The 21338-nt window shown below is 38.8% G+C and carries 18 protein-coding genes; 15 read left to right on the top strand and 3 right to left on the bottom strand.

The annotated features are described in order from the left end of the window. Positions 1–26: 26 nt before the first annotated feature. From RYH73_RS19490 to RYH73_RS19435, 12 genes are all read left to right on the top strand, one after another. Positions 27–872: an aldo/keto reductase gene (locus RYH73_RS19490; RefSeq protein WP_335315151.1), complete on the top strand. Its 846-nt coding sequence runs from the start codon at positions 27–29 to the stop codon at positions 870–872. A 764-nt stretch (positions 873–1636) separates the two neighbouring features. Beyond that, the gene (locus tag RYH73_RS19485; protein WP_335315150.1) at positions 1637–2218 is read left to right on the top strand and encodes a TetR/AcrR family transcriptional regulator; all 582 of its coding nucleotides are present in this window, start codon (positions 1637–1639) and stop codon (positions 2216–2218) included. A gap of 69 nt (positions 2219–2287) precedes the next feature. Continuing rightward, positions 2288–3070: an SDR family NAD(P)-dependent oxidoreductase gene (locus tag RYH73_RS19480; protein ID WP_335315149.1), complete on the top strand. Its 783-nt coding sequence runs from the start codon at positions 2288–2290 to the stop codon at positions 3068–3070. Positions 3071–3120: 50 nt separating this feature from the next. Next, entirely contained in the window at positions 3121–3759 is a 639-nt protein-coding gene (locus tag RYH73_RS19475) for an NADPH-dependent F420 reductase (RefSeq protein WP_335315148.1), read from the top strand. 416 nt (positions 3760–4175) lie between these two features. Further along, the gene (locus RYH73_RS19470; protein WP_335315147.1) at positions 4176–4388 is read left to right on the top strand and encodes a hypothetical protein; all 213 of its coding nucleotides are present in this window, start codon (positions 4176–4178) and stop codon (positions 4386–4388) included. 839 nt (positions 4389–5227) lie between these two features. After that, the gene (locus RYH73_RS19465; protein ID WP_335315146.1) at positions 5228–5491 is read left to right on the top strand and encodes a hypothetical protein; all 264 of its coding nucleotides are present in this window, start codon (positions 5228–5230) and stop codon (positions 5489–5491) included. A gap of 57 nt (positions 5492–5548) precedes the next feature. Then, positions 5549–6730 carry a hypothetical protein gene (locus tag RYH73_RS19460; protein WP_335315145.1) on the top strand — a complete coding sequence of 394 codons (1182 nt, stop codon included), beginning with the start codon at positions 5549–5551 and terminating at the stop codon, positions 6728–6730. After that, the gene (locus RYH73_RS19455) at positions 6690–7232 is read left to right on the top strand and encodes a hypothetical protein (protein ID WP_335315144.1); all 543 of its coding nucleotides are present in this window, start codon (positions 6690–6692) and stop codon (positions 7230–7232) included. The genes RYH73_RS19460 and RYH73_RS19455 overlap by 41 nt, the downstream gene beginning before the upstream one ends. A gap of 28 nt (positions 7233–7260) precedes the next feature. Beyond that, positions 7261–9561: an outer membrane beta-barrel protein gene (locus RYH73_RS19450; protein ID WP_335315143.1), complete on the top strand. Its 2301-nt coding sequence runs from the start codon at positions 7261–7263 to the stop codon at positions 9559–9561. Positions 9562–9607: 46 nt separating this feature from the next. Next, positions 9608–10150: a TlpA family protein disulfide reductase gene (locus RYH73_RS19445; protein ID WP_335315142.1), complete on the top strand. Its 543-nt coding sequence runs from the start codon at positions 9608–9610 to the stop codon at positions 10148–10150. Next, a complete protein-coding gene (locus RYH73_RS19440; protein WP_335315141.1) occupies positions 10147–11943 on the top strand; it encodes an O-antigen ligase family protein in 1797 nt (598 codons plus the stop codon). Before RYH73_RS19445 ends, RYH73_RS19440 begins: the two co-directional genes overlap by 4 nt. Before the next feature lie 11 nt (positions 11944–11954). After that, on the top strand, positions 11955–13532 hold the full coding sequence (locus RYH73_RS19435; RefSeq protein ID WP_335315140.1) for a hypothetical protein: 1578 nt from the start codon (positions 11955–11957) through the stop codon (positions 13530–13532). A gap of 292 nt (positions 13533–13824) precedes the next feature. Here the strand turns inward: RYH73_RS19435 and RYH73_RS19430 are convergent, their stop codons facing one another. Next, positions 13825–14499 (bottom strand): hypothetical protein, encoded by a 675-nt coding sequence (locus tag RYH73_RS19430; RefSeq protein WP_335315139.1) that lies wholly within the window; start codon positions 14497–14499, stop codon positions 13825–13827. A gap of 166 nt (positions 14500–14665) precedes the next feature. Next, positions 14666–14857, bottom strand: a complete 192-nt coding sequence (locus tag RYH73_RS19425) for a hypothetical protein (protein WP_335315138.1) — start codon at positions 14855–14857, stop codon at positions 14666–14668. Between the two features lie 147 nt (positions 14858–15004). Between RYH73_RS19425 and RYH73_RS19420 the strand changes: the two genes are divergently transcribed. Continuing rightward, positions 15005–15847, top strand: a complete 843-nt coding sequence (locus tag RYH73_RS19420) for a hypothetical protein (protein ID WP_335315137.1) — start codon at positions 15005–15007, stop codon at positions 15845–15847. A gap of 479 nt (positions 15848–16326) precedes the next feature. Here RYH73_RS19420 and RYH73_RS19415 read toward each other — a convergent pair whose 3' ends face one another. Beyond that, positions 16327–16899 (bottom strand): hypothetical protein, encoded by a 573-nt coding sequence (locus tag RYH73_RS19415; protein ID WP_335315136.1) that lies wholly within the window; start codon positions 16897–16899, stop codon positions 16327–16329. 351 nt (positions 16900–17250) lie between these two features. Here RYH73_RS19415 and RYH73_RS19410 point away from each other — a divergent pair, with 351 nt between their 5' ends. Both RYH73_RS19410 and RYH73_RS19405 read left to right on the top strand, forming a co-directional pair. After that, positions 17251–17388 carry a hypothetical protein gene (locus RYH73_RS19410; RefSeq protein WP_335315135.1) on the top strand — a complete coding sequence of 46 codons (138 nt, stop codon included), beginning with the start codon at positions 17251–17253 and terminating at the stop codon, positions 17386–17388. A 283-nt stretch (positions 17389–17671) separates the two neighbouring features. After that, positions 17672–21334 (top strand): SusC/RagA family TonB-linked outer membrane protein, encoded by a 3663-nt coding sequence (locus RYH73_RS19405; RefSeq protein WP_335315134.1) that lies wholly within the window; start codon positions 17672–17674, stop codon positions 21332–21334. Positions 21335–21338 lie beyond the last annotated feature (4 nt).

Raw genomic sequence — 21338 nt, 5'->3', positions numbered from 1 at the left:
TAAAAACTCATATAAATTATAATAACATGCAGAAAATCAAATTAAACAATGGCATCGAAATGCCGGTCTTAGGCTTGGGCGTTTTTCAGATAGCAGATCTGGACGAATGTGAGCAAACCGTTTTAACGGCGATCAAATCAGGCTACCGCCTTGTTGATACGGCCTCATTCTACCAGAACGAATCTGCGGTGGGTAATGCTATCAGAAAAAGTGGTGTACCAAGGGAAGAACTGTTTGTGACCACAAAACTCTGGGTGCAGGATACAGGTTACGAAAAAACCAAAACAGCCTTCGAAAGATCCTTGAAGGAGTTGCAATTGGAGTATCTGGACCTATATCTCATCCATCAGGCTATGGGAGATTATTATGGTTCGTGGCGTGCGATGGAAGAACTGTACAAAGAAGGAAAAATCCGCGCGATTGGTATCAGTAATTTTTTTCCAGATCGCGTGGTTGACTTGGTGGCACACAATGAAATCGTTCCTGCGGTAAACCAGATAGAAGTCAATCCTTTCTATCAAAGAGCAACAGAACACGAGCTTTTGCAGAAGAACGGTATACTGACACAGTCCTGGGCGTCCTTTGCCGAAGGTAAGAATGATATTTTCAACAATGAAGTACTCACTGCCATAGGCAACCAATATGGCAAGTCTGTAGCACAGGTAATATTACGCTGGCTTATCCAGCGAGGCGTTGCCGTGATTCCGAAATCAGTGCGTGAAGAAAGGATGGTGGAAAACGCCGATATCTGGGATTTTGAACTGACCGCGGAAGACATTGATGCCATAGCAAAGCTGGACACCGGCAAAAGTGTTTTCTTTGATCATCGTGATCCCGAAACCGCGGATTGGCTGACCAAGCTAACGTTCTAATTAAACAGATCAACAATAATAGTAATATCAAGATCCATGGCCTGTACAGGCTCTGGATCCTATTTGATCAAGAAGTATTCTGAAGATCATAGCTAGGGTTTCTACGTAAATTCAAAGCCAATATCCTGTAGTAGATATATAGATAAAAAAAAATGCGCAAAAAGAATTTATTTTTGAACGTTCATTCAAAAATAATTCCTACCTTTGTATCATTATGCCAAGAGTGATAGAATTTAACGAGCAAAAAATAATTTCCAAAGCGCTACAGGTGTTCTGGAAGAAAGGATATCATGATGCCAAGAGTGATAGAATTTAACGAGCAAAAAATAATTTCCAAAGCGCTACAGGTGTTCTGGAAGAAAGGATATCATGATGCCAAGAGTGATAGAATTTAACGAGCAAAAAATAATTTCCAAAGCGCTACAGGTGTTCTGGAAGAAAGGATATCATGATGCCAAGAGTGATAGAATTTAACGAGCAAAAAATAATTTCCAAAGCGCTACAGGTGTTCTGGAAGAAAGGATATCATGATGCCAAGAGTGATAGAATTTAACGAGCAAAAAATAATTTCCAAAGCGCTACAGGTGTTCTGGAAGAAAGGATATCATGATGCCAAGAGTGATAGAATTTAACGAGCAAAAAATAATTTCCAAAGCGCTACAGGTGTTCTGGAAGAAAGGATATCATGATGCCAAGAGTGATAGAATTTAACGAGCAAAAAATAATTTCCAAAGCGCTACAGGTGTTCTGGAAGAAAGGATATCATGATGCCAAGAGTGATAGAATTTAACGAGCAAAAAATAATTTCCAAAGCGCTACAGGTGTTCTGGAAGAAAGGATATCATGCAACTTCGATGAAAGATTTGGTAGAAGCAACCGGACTCAATCCCGGAAGTATCTATAATACTTTTGGAAACAAACATGATTTATTTCTAGCTTGCCTTAAGGATTATCTGAATCCAATTTATACATATGATTTGAAACAGAAAGAAGCGCAGAAAAATCCGCTGGAATTACTTCGTGAATTTTATATGGAGGTTGCTACCAATTCCGTACTAAGCCAAGACTCCTGCCTTTCAGTTAAAAGCTCTTTCGAACTCGCGACGACAGATGATGAAACGCATCAGTTATTGAAGAACAGCATGGATAAACTGTTCGAGATCTTCGAACAAATGGTCATCAATGCACAAAAAGCCGGGTCTATCAGTGATAAGCAGGATACTTTCTTATTGGCCCAACTCATCGTAGCCACTTTGCCGGGCTTGGGGCAGAATTTCATTCTTTATAAGGATAAAAACCGCATAGCCAAAATCATTGATGATCTTTTGGATTTGATAACAAAGTGATTTTTTTTACCCAATTCTTGAACAATCATTCAAATATAAATAATAGTAACATTTTAAATTTTTAGAACAATGTCAAATTTAGAAAGCGCATTTCCAGCGCAAAAAACAGAAAAAAAAGTAGCGTTGATCACAGGAGCTAACCGAGGTATCGGCCAACAGGTAGCAAAAGAGCTGGCAGGCCACGGTTTCATTGTACTGGTCGGGTCTCGCAAATTAGAAAATTCAAAAAAGGCTGTATCGGAAATAGGTGAAAATGCATATCCGATCGCCATTGATGTAACCAATAAGGAATCCATTTTGAAGGCAGCCAATCAGGTAAATACAGAATTTGGCAGACTTGACGTATTGGTCAACAACGCCGGGATCTCGCATGCAGGTTCATCAGAAAGGTCATTGGAAGAAATACTGGCGTCTGGCAAAGCCAGTGTAGCAGATATTGACGAGATGCGAGCCGTTTGGGAAACAAATGTTTTCGGCCTACTGGCTGTTACCCAGGCCTTTCTGCCATTGCTTCACAAGGCTCCTTCTGCCCGCATCGTTAATCTTTCCAGTGGTATGGCATCTTTAAATCTTAATGCAGACCCGGAATATCCGTACCGTGGAGGCTTCAATGTTGTTTACGGTGCCGGCAAGACAGCCGTCAACGCAATTACCCTAGCCTTGTCCATTGAGTTGGAATCTAGCAATATCCGTGTAGAGGCCGCAAGTCCCGGTTTTGCAGCGACCGCCATGAATAATTTTGAGGGAACGGAAACCGTCGAAGAGGCTTCCCGCAATATTGTACGTGCAGCTCTTGGAGAAAATGACCCTTCAGTACTGTTCTCTGCACCGGAAGGATCGTTTCCTTGGTAAATTATACCGGTTTTGGACAAGCAATATTTTAAGAACTAAAAAATTTCGAGATGGAAAATGGAATATCAAACAAGGTGAATCCTCAAGAAACTACTAAGACCATTGGAATAGTGGGAGCAGGACACATAGCGCTAGCTGTTGCAAGACATGCAGCAAAAGCAGGCTATAAAGTAATCATCAGCAGTAGGAAAAAACCTGACGAATTGGCTGATTTGGCCTTCTCTTTAGGGAACGGAGTAACTGCAGGAACCCCAACTGAAGCAGCACAGGCAGACCTTGTACTGATCGCCGTTCATTTTGATCAGATACCGGATGCTGTAAAAGATATAGATTGGAAAGGACGTACCGTTATAGATACGAGCAATGCCATTGTTTTTCCAGAGTTTAAACCTAAAGATTTTGGCGGAAAAACATCCAGCAGGGTTAATACCAGTTTATTTCCCGGTGCTTCACTTGTGAAAGCATTTAATACATTACCGGCCGCAATTTTGGCTTCAGATCCTAATGTGGATAAAGGTAGACGTGTCATCTTTGTCTCAGGGGATGATGATGAGTCGAAAAAAAAGGTTCTAACCTTTGCAAAAAACTTGGGCTTTTATCCGATAGATTTAGGAGGTTTGGATGAAGGCGGTAGATTACAGGAATTCGGAGGCGCCCTTATCACTCATAACCTTATCAAATTGAAATAAAGATAGTGAATGAGCTTTATAAAGCCCGTTGGGTTATGATATTAAAGAAAGTATCATTCTTGATGCCGTAATTACGAAGGAATAGTTTTTTTTGCCCCAATCTTGAACGATTATTCAAGATTGGGGTTAAATAAAACGAAAATATGAAACGAATAAATGAGAACAGTACCTATATTATTTATGTCTTCTCCGGATAACAGGTTTGTTCATTCCGTTCATTTGAAGAATGGAGGGGGAAAAGGCCGGATAAACGGTTAATTTTGTTCCTACACAATAAAACCTAACCTGATAGTGCAAAAAACAAATAAAAAGAAACAGCCAATGCTGGGTCAAGCACCTGAAAGCCAGTGTTATGACAAATTGGTCAGGCAGAACATGCGCTGTTACGTAATTTTACAAAACCGTTGGAGGAAATCATGTTAAAGGTTGCATCATTTTTTAAAGAAGAAAACGATCCCTTCTTCCGCAGGGGTGAGGAAAAAGGTGAAATTAAGAAAAGCTACGAGATCGTAGAGAATCTACTTATCAAACTTGGCTTGTCTAACGAAAAAGCTGCGGAGATTGCTGAGGTTTCAGTTGACTTCGTCCAAAAAGTCCGTGCCGATTTGGCTAAAAAGAAGAAGAATTAAGCATCCGGTATTTGTAGATATATTGAAGCCGTTTCTTGTTTAGAGGTGGCTTTTTCTATTAAGCACTATAAATTAAGTTCGAAAGCTTCCTACTTCTTAATCACCTTTTGCTTTAACTCCGCGAGCTGATATTATTTTTATAGAATAAATTCTCAATGCTAAGGAGAGATCGATAAATTACATGTTAAGGAAATTTATCTAAGTTTAATCTCCTAGTTTTAGTGTATTTCTAATAAATATCTTCAAGGTGCTCACTGAGTTAATTTTTCAAAGAAGCACTATATCTATTGCACTTTTAGATACCCATATTCTCGATATCTAAAATAATCAATGAAAGGGGATTCAAGATCCGTGTTTCAAATGGGACTTCCAATTATCAAGCTTGATGCGTAACCTCACGCTAGTTAATTATATTCAAATTAATTGCGATTGAATTTGTTGTTGTTATACTGCTGAAATCTGGGAATTTGAAAAAATCAAAGTGACCCAGAGAAGATGTTATTTGGCTATCCGCTAAATATCAAAAATCGGTTGGATGCCAGGTATTAACGACATACAAAGAGTTTATTTAGCTTTTTTCTAATGTAAAAGAATGTTTATCAATAAGGATAAATATTTGCTGTTCGTTGTGAGGGTAATAATATTCAGTTTTAGCGATATTAAATTAATGGTAATATATGGTTATTATTTGTTAAAATTTAGTAAGTGTTCTGATTGTCCTCGCTATATATTTGAATTAGTTTATGGTAAAACATAAATTATGAATAACAACTTGGCTTAAAACTCCATCGATTATACACAGCTGGTATAATATATCTTAAACTTTAAATTTTAACATTATGACAAAAAAATTCAAAAATTGGATTAAAGGAGGGCTGGTTGTAGCAGTTTTCTCCCTTGGTGTGCTAAACCTCAAGATCAGAATTAACCAAAGTGAAGAAACGAGTGGTTTTACAATGGCTCAACTCAGTGTACAGAGCGAGGCCGTTCAGGCCGAGTGTAGCAATATGAGTACAGGAAATAATGGTCATTGCCGCTCAAACGGAGGTACTGGCTCCTGTGTGGATTCTTATTGGTTTGAAACGAATAACTGTAAGAAGTAAATCATCTCTCAGGATTCAAGGTGACGACCTTGGATCCATACCTAAATCTTCTATTCAATGAAATACATTTTACATTTTTCTGTGATCATCCTATATCTTTTCCTTCATTCCTGTAGAAATAGTGAAGATCGAAAGATGAATGCCCAGGTTACTCAACATTGTAATCATCCTGCTCCTGTTAAAAGGTCAACGGACTCCAAGCTTAAAATAAAGGGTGATAGGTTTTTCATTTTAGATGACAGTCTTGTTGTAACAGCTCAATCTCAAGTTCAATATTTGCCGAAAAGAAGGTCTTTAGCTGTGCTTGATAGTTATTTTAGCAGAATAGCGTTCTTTGATGTGCAGTCCGGAAAACAAAATGGGAATATTATTTTTAAAAAAGAGGATATACCCCATAAGATTGACGGTTTTCTGATTACCGAGCAAAACTCTATTTTACTATTCAATTATTCTGAAAAGTATATTTATACTCTAGATTCAAAAGGGAGTGTTACCAACGTGGTGACTATGTTGCATAAGAAAAAAGGCGGTATGTTGGACGGAAATCCGAGCCCCAATCCGTGCAACGCCTCTCCATTCCATTTAGCCGGCGATACTTTAACTTTTACAGGTTACCTGTACGGTGAACATGATCTGGAACCGTTTGATAGACGGTTCATCAGAGGCAAGGTTGATCTATTGAGCGGTGATTGTATTTCTGATATAATTTATCCGAATATTTACAGAGAAACCAATTGGGGCGGTGATTATTACCGTATTCCCTACACATGTTACTTGGAAGATGGTACATCATTTATCAGTTTACCAGCGGAACATATGATTATGAAAGTAGAAAGATCTGGAAAACTTTCTTATGTTAATGGGGGGCCTTCCCAGAGGATATGCGTGAACTCTATGGGATTTAGGAAAGAGATGCTAAAACATGGCCAACGCGATGATCTTATTCTCAAACATTATCAGGATAATTATTCATATAAAAATATTATGTATCTGTCCAACAAACAAAGGATTATACGGATATTGGAGTTGCCAAATACATCTGAAGCAGGAGCATTACCAGTAACAAAGAAATCAAAATTGTTGATTTTCAATCCCGAATTCGAATTTATGGACGAGACGATCTTACCAGAGGATCTTTCAACCGACAACTATTTTATTACAACAGAAGGAATATTCTTTCTTAATCTGACCAATAAAGATGAAAACAAAGCTCATTACACGCTACTTTCCTTTGATTAAAAATTATTTGTTGCTAATTCTGATGTTCCTTTGTCTATTTTCATGTACCTCCATAAATGAGAAAAAGGTGCAGCCGCGCGATGCAAATCTGGACTCGCTACTTTCTTCCATAAAAGCGGTTGATAAACAGTTCAGTCCGGACACCAGATCTGTCTATCTCATACTTCCCAATGAAGGGTGCGAGGGATGTATCAGCACCGCTGAACAGTATGTTCTTTCCAATTTTAAAAAGAACGAGAACATGAAATTTATATTCACCCGCATAACGTCGAAAAAAATATTGAAAGCTAAACTTACCGATAGCGTGCTTCGCTATCCGAATATACTATTGGATACAATTAACCTTATAAGCTTCCCAGATAAATCAAAATCAATATACCCCCTGGTGGTTTTGGTAGAAAAAGGTAATGTTGTTGATCTGGTATACCAAAGCCCAGAAGAAAATGGCTTGGATTTTATAAACTCCAAATGGAAATTTAGTGGCAAAAATGAAAGTGAATAAGGTCCTTACTACGGTATTCTTCATAATTATGCTCTTTAACAAAGGTTTAGCGCAGTTTTCGGTCTCGGGAATGGTCATTGACAGTTTGGCAAATAAGGAGCTTTCGGGAGTGACGGTCAAGCTGGCAAAAGAGGACGGCAAGTATCAAGATCTAATAACTTCTTCGGATCACAACGGTCGCTTTGAGCTAACGGACGTTCCTACAGGGAAATACAATTTAACTTTTATACTCTTGGGATACAGACCACTCATCCTTTCAAAGCAGATCGTTCAAAACACGGATTTAAAGACGGTTTCACTCCATTCCGATCAGGTCCATCTGGAAGAAGTTGCTGTAAACGAAAACAGACTCTTTCAACAGAACGGTGACGAGATTGAATATAACATAAGTATCGACTCTTCGCTGGTCAATAAGAATGTTAAAGATGTATTGGCGTCCTTACCATTTTTCAAACTTACTTTCAATGGGAATGAGCAGAAGTTGGAGTACAAAAATGGAAAAAGATACCTGATCATGTTGAATGGACAGAAATTTGGCGCCATAACGAGATATCCGAATCAGACGCTTTCCAACTTCCCCTCTGACTTTGTGAAAAAAGTCAAGATCATAGAGAACCCGAGCGCCAAGATTGTCAATGAGGGATACGATGTGATTATCGACATAATTTCTTCCTCATCATATTACCGGGGCTATATAGGGAAAGTTGCCGCCAGTTATAATACCTTAACTAATCATACTGCCGATGCGTTTCTATTGGCACAATATAACAAATGGAATATACAGACTCTTGTTCGAAATGACCGGGAAAAAAACTGGGGTATGCAAAACGGGACAATAATGCAAAACGACCATAATACTGTTGTCCAGAACTTTTCGGTCATAGACACAGGGCTAAGTAAAAAACAGATCTATGACGTAAGTGCCGACTACCGCTTTAACGAGGATACCTATATTGCATTTTATTATAGTTTCGGCAGGGTTCCATTCGACAGACAGGTGATCAGTCAATACGATGATATTCCAGTACCCCAATATATCAGTACCGGTTATTTGAACAGAAAAAATGAAGTCGGTTTAGATTACTCGATGAAATTCTCCGAAATTTCAACCATAGCTCTAACCGCAAAATACGAAGTTGATAACGACGGACTTGATAACAGCGTTTTAGGAGATATTTACCGCTACGGAAAGAATCAGATTTCCAATAAAGAAAGTGCAGTAGACCTTAATCATTTATTGTCATTTAAAGAAGGTAAATTTTCTATCGAGAATGGTGTAAAATTTGTGAGTCGGAAATTTTTCAATCAGTTTGGTTATGATACTGTCCAGAACAAGGTAATCCCCTTTGGTTTCTCGGATCGCATTGACCAAAGATTATGGTTGTCTTATAACAAATTTACCTACAAACATGATAAGTTATCAGCATCAGTACAAATTGACATCGATCGGTTAATTGTCGATGACAGTTCCAGGTCCTCGTTTACTAATATATTACCGTCCGGATTTGTTCAATATAACATAAAGCCGAACATATACCTACAGGGAACCTATACCGCCTCAATGATACGTCCCGCTTATATGACTCTAAATAGATTTAATATATATCAAGACTCCCGAACGGTAACCACCGGTTTGAGGGTTTTTAATCAGCAAAAGAACCAAGCTTATTCGCTTTCGTTAAATCATTTTGGCAATAAATTGGATTTTAGCCAATTTCTGAATGTATCAGCAACAAAAGTTTCAGATCTGATAATAAAGCAGACTTCGTTGACTTCGTCGAACGGTGAAAATGTGACAATGTATGCAAATATTGAAAACAATACTATTTGGAGTGCTCAATATGGGGCTTCTTTTAAACCATTGAAGATATTGCGGTTATCGCCGTCGGTTTATGTAATACGGAATACCTTTGTTTGGAATGAAAATGGGCTGAGTAGAGAGAAATCCAGTAATGTTTATAATCTTAGCCTATTCGGTCAACTTGAAATCAATCCTGCGAAGATGAGTCTGGATTTTAACGTAGAGTTTGCTCCGGATTATTTGTTGTTACAGGGATATCAAGAGGGCAGGGATTCATACTCTATACAGATAAATAAAAATTTGCTGAGTAGAAAGCTTAATCTTTTTGCAACAGCTACAAATTTCTTAAAAAAAGATCTTGTTTTAAAGAGCGTAATTGAGGATCGTCTACTTAGCAGAACACTATTTGCGTCTAGCCCTTATCGGTCGTTTTCATTTGGGTTATCTTTTAATTTTGGTAAACTTAGAACGATGGAAGCAAGATCAAAAAGAATTAAAAGCACAGACTTATTTAAAGAGCCAAAATAAAAAGGAAACAGAAATATAGCTGGTCGTCACTTCTATTCTAATAATTATGAGGAAAAAAGTAATCTTTTCATTTGTCTTCGCATTAGGTATCCTTTTGGGATTACGATGGCTGTTCTCCAGTCTTTTCAACTCCTCCGAAGAAATTTACTTCGACCCAAGGAGTGAACAATATCAGGGGCTCGATGACATAATTAAAAATCCCAAGTTCAAAGATAAGTTGCTCTATATTGATATTTGGGGAACACGTTGTGTACCATGTATAAAGGAGTTTCCAGATAGTAAAAAGTTGTCGGAGTATTTTAAAGACAATAACAAGGTTGCTTTTATCTATCTATGCAGTCCATATAACTACGTTGATGATCAGGTAAGATGGAGGTTTTTTGCAAAAAAGTATGAACTGTCAGGACATCATATTTTTTTGACTGAACAGGCTTATTTCGAAGTGTACAAGAAAATTGAAGGTAATACGAAGCTGAGATATCTTATCCCAAGGTATGTGATTGCCAAAAATGGCAAAATATTAATGCCCCGCGCTCCAAGTCCCAGCGCATCGAAGCAAACGATTGAAGCGTTAAAGAGTTACTTATGAAAGATTTAATGTCTTTTATCACAATCTTAAAAAACGATAGACCGGCCAAGTCCGTTTTGGCCATTTTTTATTTTTTACTAAGTACCTGTGTTGTATTTGTACCTGATGTCTTAACTGAAGTCGAGCTGTCAAAGTTTTTTGCCATGGCTTTCTTGACTGTATTGTTCCTGATTGGCGTTGCATCTATATTTTTTTTTGATAGAACCCCGATAAACCTGGATCTGAATATCACCGATATCATTGTTGGCATTTACATACTGTATCTGATAATGTTGAAAAGCATAGGAGGGAGGTTTGGTGACGATATTAGCTGGATGTGGATCTTTATGTGGTTGAATTATTACCTGATTAGGTTTTTTGCTCCTGAGGATAAAGAGAACCGTTCCCTAATGGTTACAGCTGTGACGCTTGCGATTGCTTCATTAGTTGCATTAAGTATGATTTTTAACATTTTCTTTCCTGAAAGTAGAGACTTCCTGGTCACAAATCCATTTTTTAACAATGGCCCGGCTGCTCAATATCTGGCATATATGAGTTGTCTTGCGTTTCATTACCTGATTTATAAGAGTGAAGTTCCTTCATATATGACGTATCTATCCCTGATGGTACTTTCCATGGCTTTTATTTTATTTGCCGGCAATGACTCACGGACATCGCTTCTTTGTTTATTTGTGGGGTTGGCGTACATCTGGTCTATACGCAAATCATATCTTTCAAGGAAGGGGATTGTAGCCTCTATGGTAGTTGTTTTTCTTGTTTTTTCAGGATTTCTAGCATTTTTCTTCAAGTCAGATTCAGCAGCAGGAAGAATTTTGATCTGGAAGATTTCATTAAATAATTTGTCAAGCGACTTTTGGATCGGGAAAGGACTTAATATCTTTCAGGACGAGTACCCCAAATGGCAGGAATCTTACTTTTCGGAAGGAGGTAAGAAGAGTGAAATCTTATTAGCCGATAAAGTGGCATATGCATACAATGATTTTCTTCAAATTTTTATAGAACAGGGGAGCGTCGGCCTTTTGTTTTTTACAGCAATTATATTCACGGTCTTTTTTCTGATTTCTTTGGAAAAGAAAGATAGTTTGTGGAAGGCCTTACTTCTTTGTATAGTATGTTCAATGGCTTTCAGTTATCCTTTAGAGATGGTTGTACATAGTTATCTTTTGGTAGTATCAGTGGCCCTATTAAGTTCTTTTCAACAAAAAAAAACTATTAACATCTATTTATCCAAATGGAAAGTTATTGTTTTAAGTGTTACAGTATTTTTTGCCAGCGTTACATCATCTTATCTATTATTTGGAAAGTATGTGCTACGCAGACACCAGGTTGCTGCAGATGTACGCTATCGAACAGGCGATCTACCTGGAGCGGAAAAGTCTTATTTTTTGCTGTTCCATGAGTTGGATCATGATGCCTCGTTTTTACAGAATTATGGAAAAACATTGTCTCGGTTAGGTAAATATCAATTAAGCGACACGGTACTGAACAAAGCAGAACAGCTTACTTCCGATCCATTTTTATTTATAACGATGGCTGAAAACAGAATGAAGTCGTTCGAACCGAGAGTAGATGAAGCGGCTAACCTTCTGAGGAGGGCGATTGACTGCATTCCCAACAGAATGTATCCGCGTTATCTTCTGTTCAAATTATTTGTGAACCATGGGCGGATTGAGGAGGCAAAGAATATTGCAAATGAAATATTGTCCATGGATATTAAAGTTGCTTCACAGGCAACAGCAACCATGCAGAACGACGTTAAAACGAAACTCAGGTCACTAGAAAACGCTAGATAATAGGTAATTTTATGGGGTTATTTTTTTCTTCAACAGCAAGATATCAGTTCATATTTATCCTATGGATTATATCGTTTCTTGCGATATCATGTAACACAGGCAATAATATTAATTGGAAACAATTATACGATCACTATTCAGCAGCTGAGGATTCAATCCAGCGGGAAGCCGTTAAATTCTTGCAGGAAAATATCAATGGACATTATTCTGCGGTCATAAGCTTGGTTGATCCGTTAACGAAACAAACCGTATATGTTACGGGAGAAGAAAAAACATCACTAACGAGCTTAGAGTTAGCTGATATGCTAAACAATGGGTGGGAAAAGAAATTTGAGTTTATCGCTGATAACAGCGTCCTTTCTACGGAAAGGATAATTGATGAAATAGATCGATCTTATACTGCCTGGACAACAAGCGAATGGTTTAAAGATACACCCAAATGGATTTATTTGAACTACCTATTACCCTACCGGGTTGATGCTGAATACCCTGATTATTGGCGCAAAGAATTAGACTCTGTCTTAAAGGAAGAGAAGGTCAAATGGAAAAGAGATACTAAAAGTAATTATTATCAGCATAGGGAAAAGAAGTTTATCAGTGATTATATTAGGAAGGTGATCCGAAAGAGACAAAGTGATTTCTATACATATGATGAGCAAATCGGAACACTTAGTAAATTCCCTTCTTTCACCGAATTGAAGATTTTTAAAAGAGGTGAGTGTTTTACGGGAAGTAGCGTCGCCACCTATTTCATGAGAGCCGGGGGCATACCGACAACCATCGATATTATTCCTTATTGGGGCAGTATAAATGGTAGTCACGGACTGGATGTTCATTGGGATCCTGTGGACAAGATGATGGTGAAAGAACATCCTTTTGATTTACCAGTTGCCAAGGTCTTCAGAAAAACATTCAAATATGAAGGCTTATGGACAAATGACATTTCTAAAATTGTTAGTGACAATGATTTTAAAATACCATTTTTAAAAAGTGACTATATCAAAGATGTAACCGGGGAACACGTGTTAAGTAGAAATTTGGAGTATGAACTTCCTTCATCCATCGATGTTCCCTTAGCCTATATCTGTATTAATTCTTACGGTGAATGGAAACCGATCTTTTGGTCCAAAGTTGAAAATAGTATAGCAAAATTCACGGATATGGGAACAAATATCCTGTACAGAATTGCAGTCCCTACCAAAACCGGTGATGTATCGTTTGTTTCCCCAATGTTTTATTTAAATCAGAATGGGGAACTGATATTCCCCAAGTTGGATAACAGCAAAAGCATTTCCTTAAAGATCAAAAGAATTAATCACGGAACGGAAGCATACGTAAAAAGAGGAAGACGCTATTCTCTGTTCGTTGTCGATGAATCAGGAAACGAAAAGCTTATTGAATCCAGCGTCTGCAAGCTTGATAGTAATTTAATTTTCAATAGAGTTCCCGATGCCACATATTATATCCTTAAACAGGATGGTGCCAGAAGAAATCTGTCCCGATATTTTTCTATACGAGGGGGAAATCAAGACTGGTTGATGGAAATAGATACTGCTCTGTACAAGCAGCATACAGGATATCGAAAATGATTGCGACGGACACAGCTCTTAAGATTAACGCGTTCACTAGTAGGTACATTAAACATGACTGCTTTTTCAACAATTTGCGGAGATATGGTTTTACTCTGATTACAGACACTTCAAAAGAGCTGAAACCGGGATTTACGGCTATTGCAATCTATCTAGTAGAGCATATAAATTAATGTAAACAATTTTATATGCTACGCCTTTCACTTCTTTCTTACAAAGGTTGTTTCTGTAAAGTACACGTACGTTATTGAATCTTATTTTCATCGTTATTTGGGACAAGGCGATATGCAAGTCATTCAACACCATTTATTGATCGGCCCCAAACATTCTTTTCTATTGCCCAAGTTTTCATAAGTTTGAGCAAAATGCCGGAAATAAAAAGAAGGTTTTCCGTATAGTCGATGATCTGTTCCGTATTGAATTTATTACTGTCTCCTATCACAACTCGGTGGGACGATTTTTCAGACTTTACTTCCTTTTCCCTAAAGATGTAGTCGATATGAGTATACCCGTAGTGAATGTAGTTACACAGATGCTTATATAAGGAGTAAGAATTTGGATAGTCTGCGTCAAGCCTTCTTGCCAGAAAACTATCTGTAAACTTTTGATTATTTTCTTTATACTCATTTAACGGCTTGCCAGCGAATATATGATCCATTAATTTCAAAGGGGCATCGCATATCAATAATGCGTAATATCTTATTAAGTTGTCTAATTGTAATCTAACTAAACACACTGCACTAGCCATATTATCGGATTCGATGAGAGTTTTGTAACCTTTGTTTAAGGATATAGCTCTGTCTATTACGGACAATGCAAAATAATCCAATGGATGAATGGAACTATCTGCGGCCTCCATTATGGACTTAGACGTACTCAGAAACAATCTTTGCAAGATATTTATTTGCTCTAGAAGATCCTCAAGACCATTATAGTCATCCACTTTCTTTTTATTTTGATCGCTCATTATGATCGTTTTTAGGCAATAGACCACCTTTTCAACCGAAATTAAATATATGTGTTTTTGCTTTAAAAGCATGATTGCGCTAAGCATAAATATTCCATAAAAAGTTATTTTGGCAATTGCCGATTCGAATTTTTTACTCGCTCCATAGCTAAATCATATTAGAGAGCTAAGTTGTCAGAATTGTAGAAATTTTCTTATAAAGGTCGTTGCTGAGTTTTCTATATCCTTCTTCATTTGGAAGGTATGTACAACTCCATTCCGTCTGTGGCAAACGAAAAAGGATGGTATGTGCATGCCCGGGCGACCATCCGGAAGTTAGGGCAAAATTTTTTGAACTACTCCGTGTTTTCTTTTTCATATCATTTACTTTAATAACATCCCGTTGAGGAATTGTTCTTTTTCTTTAACAATATTTAATGAGCAAGCGTTCTAAAAAATAGAATCGCTAAATATTTTTTTGCTAAAAAAATTAGATTTATTATATTTGCGTTATACCTAAATCTGAATGAGTCAAAGCAAACAACAAGCGAATCAGTATGATAAGATTTTCCGTGAGAACATGGAAGTGGTGTTACCCGGTATTATCAAGTATCTGCTAAAACTCGATATAATAGAAAGTGAAGAATTGCCCGATGATTTGCAGCATACAAAAGAACGCAGACCCGATTTGCTCAAAAAGGTAAAAGATGCATCCGATAAAGTTTATGTCCTGCATGTAGAGTACCAAACAAAGAACGAGTCCGATATGGTGTTCCGGATGGCTGAATACAATATAATGTTGCAGCGGAGGTATCGGTTACCTGTAAAGCAATATGTTGTTTTTATCGGTTCGGCCAAACCGAAGATGGTAACAGCTATTGTAACTGAAGATTTTCAGTTCCGATATAACCTGGTCGCGTTTTCCTCGGTAGACTATAAAATATTTCTTAAGTCTGATAAACCCGAAGAGAAAATATTGGCAGTATTAGCTAACTTTGTAAATGATAGCCCGTTAGAGGCTATTGTGACGATCCTAAAGGAAATAAAATCAATTTCCGGTGGGGATTTGTCTGAAAGCAGATATTTTAATCAGTTGCGTGTGTTAGTGCAATTGCGTAAATTAGAGAATCAATTGGATATAGCTATGGAAACGATAACAAAATTTTTTAAGGAAGAGCGAGATCCGCTGTTTCGTAGAGGCGAAGCAAGGGGTAAAGTTGAAGGTGAAGCCAAGAAAAGCCATGATGTGGTTGAAAATTTGATTACTGAGCTCAAATTATCTAACGAACAAATTGCACGTATTGCCGAAGTATCAATCGACTTCGTCCAAAAAATCCGTGCCGATTTGGCTAAAAAGAAGAAAAATTAAGCATCTAGTATTTGTAGATATATTGAAGCCGTTTCTTGTTTTAAGAGACGGCTTTTTTGTTAAGTTTTTTAAGCGCTATAAATTAAGTACGAAAGTTTCCTACTTCTTAATCAACTTTTGTTTTAACTCCGCTAGCTGATATTTGAGCTCGTTGTTTTCTTCTAAAAGCATATTGTGTTTTTCCAAAAGCTCGGTGTATTTATCCTGTTAATTTTCCCTGCCTGTTGTGATCTATTCAATACGGTAGTCCAGGCAGATGAGTGTTTTGCAAAATTGGTTATGAACTTTAAATGCCTGTCGTTAAAGAACATACCACCTTTAAAAATGCCAATCCTTTAAAAGCGGTTATAGCCAACTCTTTTAAAGAGCGCTTGCAAGCGTTACATGGATGATCGGACTAATTTTGATTGAAGCCTAATAAACCGTTGTTTTAGATTAAGGCAATTTGTAAAGTTCTCTTGATATAGATGCATAAATATTTACGTGCTTGATTTACTTTTTGTGATAGGTTTTATTAGCTTATAATATTCTTCGGGTCTACCGCGTTTGCCCTCTATTTTATTAATTTCTCCAGTCTTCTCAACGATACCTTGAAGATCCTTTTTGAAACGGTCTGTGATCTGTTTGAAATCCGTTAAGCCGAGGTCAAACTTTGAATTTACCTTATTGCCAATTTCAGAAGGAAGGAAAACATATCCGGTTTTATATTCGGAAAGTACCTCGCTTATTTTCTCAGTTAGCTCTAAGGAAGTATAGACCTTTAAAACAGGTTTACCAGCTTTTTTTCTATATGCGATTCTCTCTTTAGTTTTATCTGGAAGAGATTCAAAACTCGGTATCGGAAAATCTGGATTTCCAAATTGATAGTATTTCAGCCCGAAAATTTGCGATATAGCCTCTAGAGTTTCTAATTCTAAACTTCCAGTGTAATTCAGTACAGCTATAATATTCTTCTTAGCTGACTTCGCTAAATAGGCTATATCAATCGGTTCTAAACCAAATTTCTTCATATACCATCTTAGTGTGTCAGCATATTCTTTGAGTACCGTCATCTATATCTAAATAATTAGTCTAAAATCTTTGGTTTTTATACTTTATATATTTATCTTTGCATTAGTTGATTAAAGCGATAATACGGAGTAGGAGTTGATCTCTACCGTAACGATGTTGCTCGTGCAAGAAAACCGCTAATTTTCCCCATGAGTCAACCGTGAACTCGCCCTTTCATTGAATTATGTTACCTTTGTCGTATCATATTCAATAGGGTGGGTCTCATGTTAGACTTTGGGGGAACCTTGACTTTGTCAAGGAGGCTCTTAGCGGTGCCGCTTGCCAAAGCATTGAGACTCACCTTATTGTTTCTTAGGTGTCTCAGCAGCGTCGTTTCCATAAAATCAAAAATTATGAAAGCGAAAAGAACTAAACCAAACTATCCAAACCGTGAATTACTTGCATTACTGGTTAACAACTACGATCAGTCACAGGTAAACCCTAAATCCTTTCAATCAATGCTAAAGAACGTAATCGCTTCACCCGAATAAGGTAGCCTAAAGATAAAACAGGCGGATAGCATAAGGAAGAAGCCTAAAAAAGCTCAACCTGAAGCAGGTTTTAAAAAACCATATCCTAGTCTGTTGCCGACCCTATATTATGAGTAAACCAAGCTTTGCTTAGGTTTTAAGAATAGGCCGGTTCTTTTGGTTATTGCAATTACCTATAAAGATAAAGGCTTTCTCCTAAACCAGCAAATTTTAAGGTCTTCTTAGTAACATGTGGGTCGGTTTTTAAAATTTTTTAAACCTAAACCGAATTAAATCGACCCAAATGAAAGCATTTTTACGCTTAATAGGAGGGGTGTGTGCTGTTAGGAAACTATTGGTTCAAGCCATCTCTCGAAAGAATAAAATATTAAGTACAGCGTGCAAGGCGCCGTTAATGATAAGAGATGAGCGATTAGTGATGAATACTTTTCTCTTCTCAACGAGTAGTTTTTCGCACGTACCATCGCGTATACAAAAAAATACTGAAAAAACCACCTGTAACTCGCGAGTTACAGGGAAATGGGGTTTAAGAAGGTTTAAAGGTACTTTTTGTTGGTTTTTTGCGGCTAAAAATTGTATAAAAAAGTACTGGAAATTTAGGTGTAGATACCGTTTTTCGTCGCAAAATGTTGCCTACGAGACTATAAAAATCTGGGGAGCACTACGTGCTCTTAAACCTTACAGCGTATACCTTATAACCTTAAAGATTTTGTTCTGTGTTTGTTTGGCACACGCCCGGCAGTCCTCCTCCCAGGAGGCTGCCCACGGCGTGGCTTTGCAGAACGTTTATTCAATTACAGGAAAAGTATTTGACGGAAATAATAACCAGCCTTTGGAAGGAGCTACGATTGCTATACAAGGTAGCCGCACCCGTGTACTTACAGGGGTTGATGGGAGTTTCCGTATATCGACGGTCGACACTACCGGCGTACTGCTTATCACTTACATCGGTTACCGGCCGGAACGAGTGCCGTTCAATAGGAGGGAAGCAGGGCCTTTTACCATCAAACTGCAAGGCGATGGTACCCAACTGGAAGAAGTGCAGGTAAGTACCGGTTACCAAACCTTACCCAAAGAGCGCGCCACAGGCAGTTTTGTGCAGGTGGATAATGAACTGTTGAACAGGCGGGTATCAACCAATATTCTTGACCGCTTGGATGGGGTAACGAGCGGGGTGTTTTTTAACGGTTCAGCTTCAAATAACATTGCTACGGCAACATTGTCCAACAGAAACTATGGTATAAACGTGCGGGGACAGAGCACCATCAACGCTTCCAGGCAACCCCTGATCGTTGTGGACAATTTTCCCTACGAAGGAGAAATCAGCAATATAAACCCGAATGATATTGAAAGTGTCACGGTACTTAAAGATGCTGCCGCAGCATCGATTTGGGGTGCCCGTTCGGGAAATGGCGTTATTGTAATCACTACGAAGAAGGGTAAAAAGGGGCAACCGATGCATGTTGGTTTTAGCAGCAACCTGTCATTGGGCGAAAAACCCGACATTCTGTATGATCAAAACTATCTGTCATCCCCTCAGTTTATAGAGGTGGAACGTTATTTATTCGAAAGAGGCTATTTCAATGCCGATATAAATAATACAAGAACGTTTCCGACGATTTCTCCCATTGTCAGTTTATTGAATGACCACAGGAACAATCTCATAACCGATCAGGAATTAGAGGAAAACTTCACAGCTTACACCAACAAGGATGTAAGAGCAGATTACCTGAAGTATGTGTACCGAACATCTCTCAATCAACAGTATTCGGTTAACCTAAAGGGCGGAGCGGAACACCTTGCCTATACCTTTTCGGTCGGTCATGACCGTAACAGGGATAACCTTATCAACGATGGTTTCCGCCGTACCACGCTCCGTGCCTCCAATACCTATTCGCCATTGGCCAAGCTTGATATCGTAACCACGGTCATGTACAGTAACAGCACTACCGAAGAGAACAATGATTTTGCCTATGGCAGTTTCATGGGGACGGGAGGGCGTTACGCCCGGGTTTTTCCCTATGCGCAATTGGCCGATATAAATGGAACACCTTTACGTATACCGAGAACCTATCGCTACGATTATATTGACCGGATGCAGGAGCAGGGGCTGCTCGATTGGAGTTATTACCCCTTACGTGAAATTGAACTTGCAGACAAGCGCACTTCGGTAAAAAACATGTTGGTTAATTTTTCACTTGATTATAAGTTTAAGCCCTTCTTAAGCTTAAATGCGCAGTTCCAAAACGAAAGACAGCTGATTGGCATGGTAAACCACCAGCCGGAGCAGACTTTCTACGCAAGAGACCTGATCAACCGGTTTTCGATGATTGATGAAGTCAACGGAACAATCACCTACCATTTTCCCCGTGGGGGAATACGATCGGCAGCGAACTACGATTGGAATTCGAACAACGGACGTATCCAACTGAATTTTGCGCCACGATGGAAAAACCACCGTGTTGATGCACTGTTGGGAGGCGAAGTGCGTGAGCTTAAAACCGAGGGAACAAATGCCACTTCTTACGGTTACGACGATCAGTTTGGTACTGCCATAACAAACCTTGATTATGTGAATTACTTTACCGTCAACCCATCGGGGCTTGCGCGCATTCCGAGTCCACCTGCCAATGTTACGGGGATAACCAACCGCTACCTGTCTTATTACCTGAACACAGCTTATAGCTTCAAAGACCGATATACCCTGTCATTCAGTGCCAGAAGAGACGGCGCTAATATATTCGGTGCAAAAACTAATCAGAAGATAACACCTTTATGGTCGGCCGGGCTGGCCTGGAACATCAGTGATGAACCTTTTTATAATTGGAAAGCACTCCGCTACCTCAAACTGAGAACCACCTATGGGTTCAATGGCAATGTCTACCAGAGCGGCGGAGCCTATCTAACGGGGGTGTACGGAAATGATAGTTACACAGGGGACAGGCGAATCTATAACCTAAGGGCCCCTAATGCATCGCTACGTTGGGAAAGGGTTAAGAATATTAACGTCGGGCTTGATTTTGGAACCACTGACAATTTGCTGACAGGTTCTATTGAATATTATAACAAAAAAGGGATTGATCTGATACAACGGACAAATCTGGCACCGCAAACAGGGTTTACAGACTATATGGCAAATACGGCCAGCACCGTATCCAACGGTGTCGATCTCTTACTGACAGCGAATATCCTACGTAAAAAAGTTCGATGGAGCTCTACCTTTATCGGCAATTTTATCAGTGACCGTATTTTGAAGTACGATGCACCACTGACTTCCGGTACCATACAGAGCGGGGGAGGGGTTGAAGGTAAGTCATTATTCAGCCTGTTCAGCTATAAGTGGGCGGGCCTTAACCCCGAAAGCGGAGACCCGCAGGGGATATTGAACGGGCAGGTCAGTCGTGATTATGCGGCCATCATCAATAACTATCAGCCCGACAGCCTGGTTTACAGTGGGGTGTCACGTCCACCGATCTTCGGGTCGTTCCGAAATGATTTCAGTTTTAAAGGCTTTAGCCTATCTGTAAATATTGTTTACAAAATGGGATATATTTTTCGACGGCCAAGTATAAGCCTCAACTATGCGGAACTGATTTCAACGGGAGGGCATACCGATTATTCGAAACGTTGGCAAAATCCCGGAGATGAGACCCGTACTTCGGTGCCTTCTGTGGTGTATCCCGCTGATAGCCGTAGAAATACTTTTTACCGCTATGCCGAAGTGCTGATTGAGGAAGCGGATCATATCAGGTTACAGGATATCAGATTCGGCTATACACTACCGCCATCGGTAACCGAACGGACAGGCATAAAGTCGATCAGCCTATTTTCCTATCTGAACAACTTAGGAATCATATGGAGAAAAAATAAGCAGGGAATTGATCCCGATGCCGGGTTATACCCGGCTCCGTTTTCCTGCTCATTCGGTGTTAACATCAATCTGTAAATCT

Source organism: Olivibacter sp. CPCC 100613 (genome assembly GCF_036959255.1).
Lineage (GTDB): Bacteria > Bacteroidota > Bacteroidia > Sphingobacteriales > Sphingobacteriaceae > Olivibacter.
The sequence above is the reverse complement of the archived record's forward strand: the minus strand, read 5'-3'. Positions and strand labels throughout refer to the sequence as shown.

Bases quoted from the DNA above. Each gene is read 5' to 3' on its own strand.
- RYH73_RS19490 (WP_335315151.1), top strand. From the start codon at position 27: ATGCAGAAAATCAAATTAAACAATGGCATCGAAATGCCGGTCTTAGGC.
- RYH73_RS19485 (WP_335315150.1), top strand. From the start codon at position 1,637: ATGATGCCAAGAGTGATAGAATTTAACGAGCAAAAAATAATTTCCAAA.
- RYH73_RS19480 (WP_335315149.1), top strand. From the start codon at position 2,288: ATGTCAAATTTAGAAAGCGCATTTCCAGCGCAAAAAACAGAAAAAAAA.
- RYH73_RS19475 (WP_335315148.1), top strand. From the start codon at position 3,121: ATGGAAAATGGAATATCAAACAAGGTGAATCCTCAAGAAACTACTAAG.
- RYH73_RS19470 (WP_335315147.1), top strand. From the start codon at position 4,176: ATGTTAAAGGTTGCATCATTTTTTAAAGAAGAAAACGATCCCTTCTTC.
- RYH73_RS19465 (WP_335315146.1), top strand. From the start codon at position 5,228: ATGACAAAAAAATTCAAAAATTGGATTAAAGGAGGGCTGGTTGTAGCA.
- RYH73_RS19460 (WP_335315145.1), top strand. From the start codon at position 5,549: ATGAAATACATTTTACATTTTTCTGTGATCATCCTATATCTTTTCCTT.
- RYH73_RS19455 (WP_335315144.1), top strand. From the start codon at position 6,690: ATGAAAACAAAGCTCATTACACGCTACTTTCCTTTGATTAAAAATTAT.
- RYH73_RS19450 (WP_335315143.1), top strand. From the start codon at position 7,261: ATGCTCTTTAACAAAGGTTTAGCGCAGTTTTCGGTCTCGGGAATGGTC.
- RYH73_RS19445 (WP_335315142.1), top strand. From the start codon at position 9,608: ATGAGGAAAAAAGTAATCTTTTCATTTGTCTTCGCATTAGGTATCCTT.
- RYH73_RS19440 (WP_335315141.1), top strand. From the start codon at position 10,147: ATGAAAGATTTAATGTCTTTTATCACAATCTTAAAAAACGATAGACCG.
- RYH73_RS19435 (WP_335315140.1), top strand. From the start codon at position 11,955: ATGGGGTTATTTTTTTCTTCAACAGCAAGATATCAGTTCATATTTATC.
- RYH73_RS19430 (WP_335315139.1), bottom strand. From the start codon at position 14,499: ATGAGCGATCAAAATAAAAAGAAAGTGGATGACTATAATGGTCTTGAG.
- RYH73_RS19425 (WP_335315138.1), bottom strand. From the start codon at position 14,857: ATGAAAAAGAAAACACGGAGTAGTTCAAAAAATTTTGCCCTAACTTCC.
- RYH73_RS19420 (WP_335315137.1), top strand. From the start codon at position 15,005: ATGAGTCAAAGCAAACAACAAGCGAATCAGTATGATAAGATTTTCCGT.
- RYH73_RS19415 (WP_335315136.1), bottom strand. From the start codon at position 16,899: ATGACGGTACTCAAAGAATATGCTGACACACTAAGATGGTATATGAAG.
- RYH73_RS19410 (WP_335315135.1), top strand. From the start codon at position 17,251: ATGAAAGCGAAAAGAACTAAACCAAACTATCCAAACCGTGAATTACTT.
- RYH73_RS19405 (WP_335315134.1), top strand. From the start codon at position 17,672: ATGAAAGCATTTTTACGCTTAATAGGAGGGGTGTGTGCTGTTAGGAAA.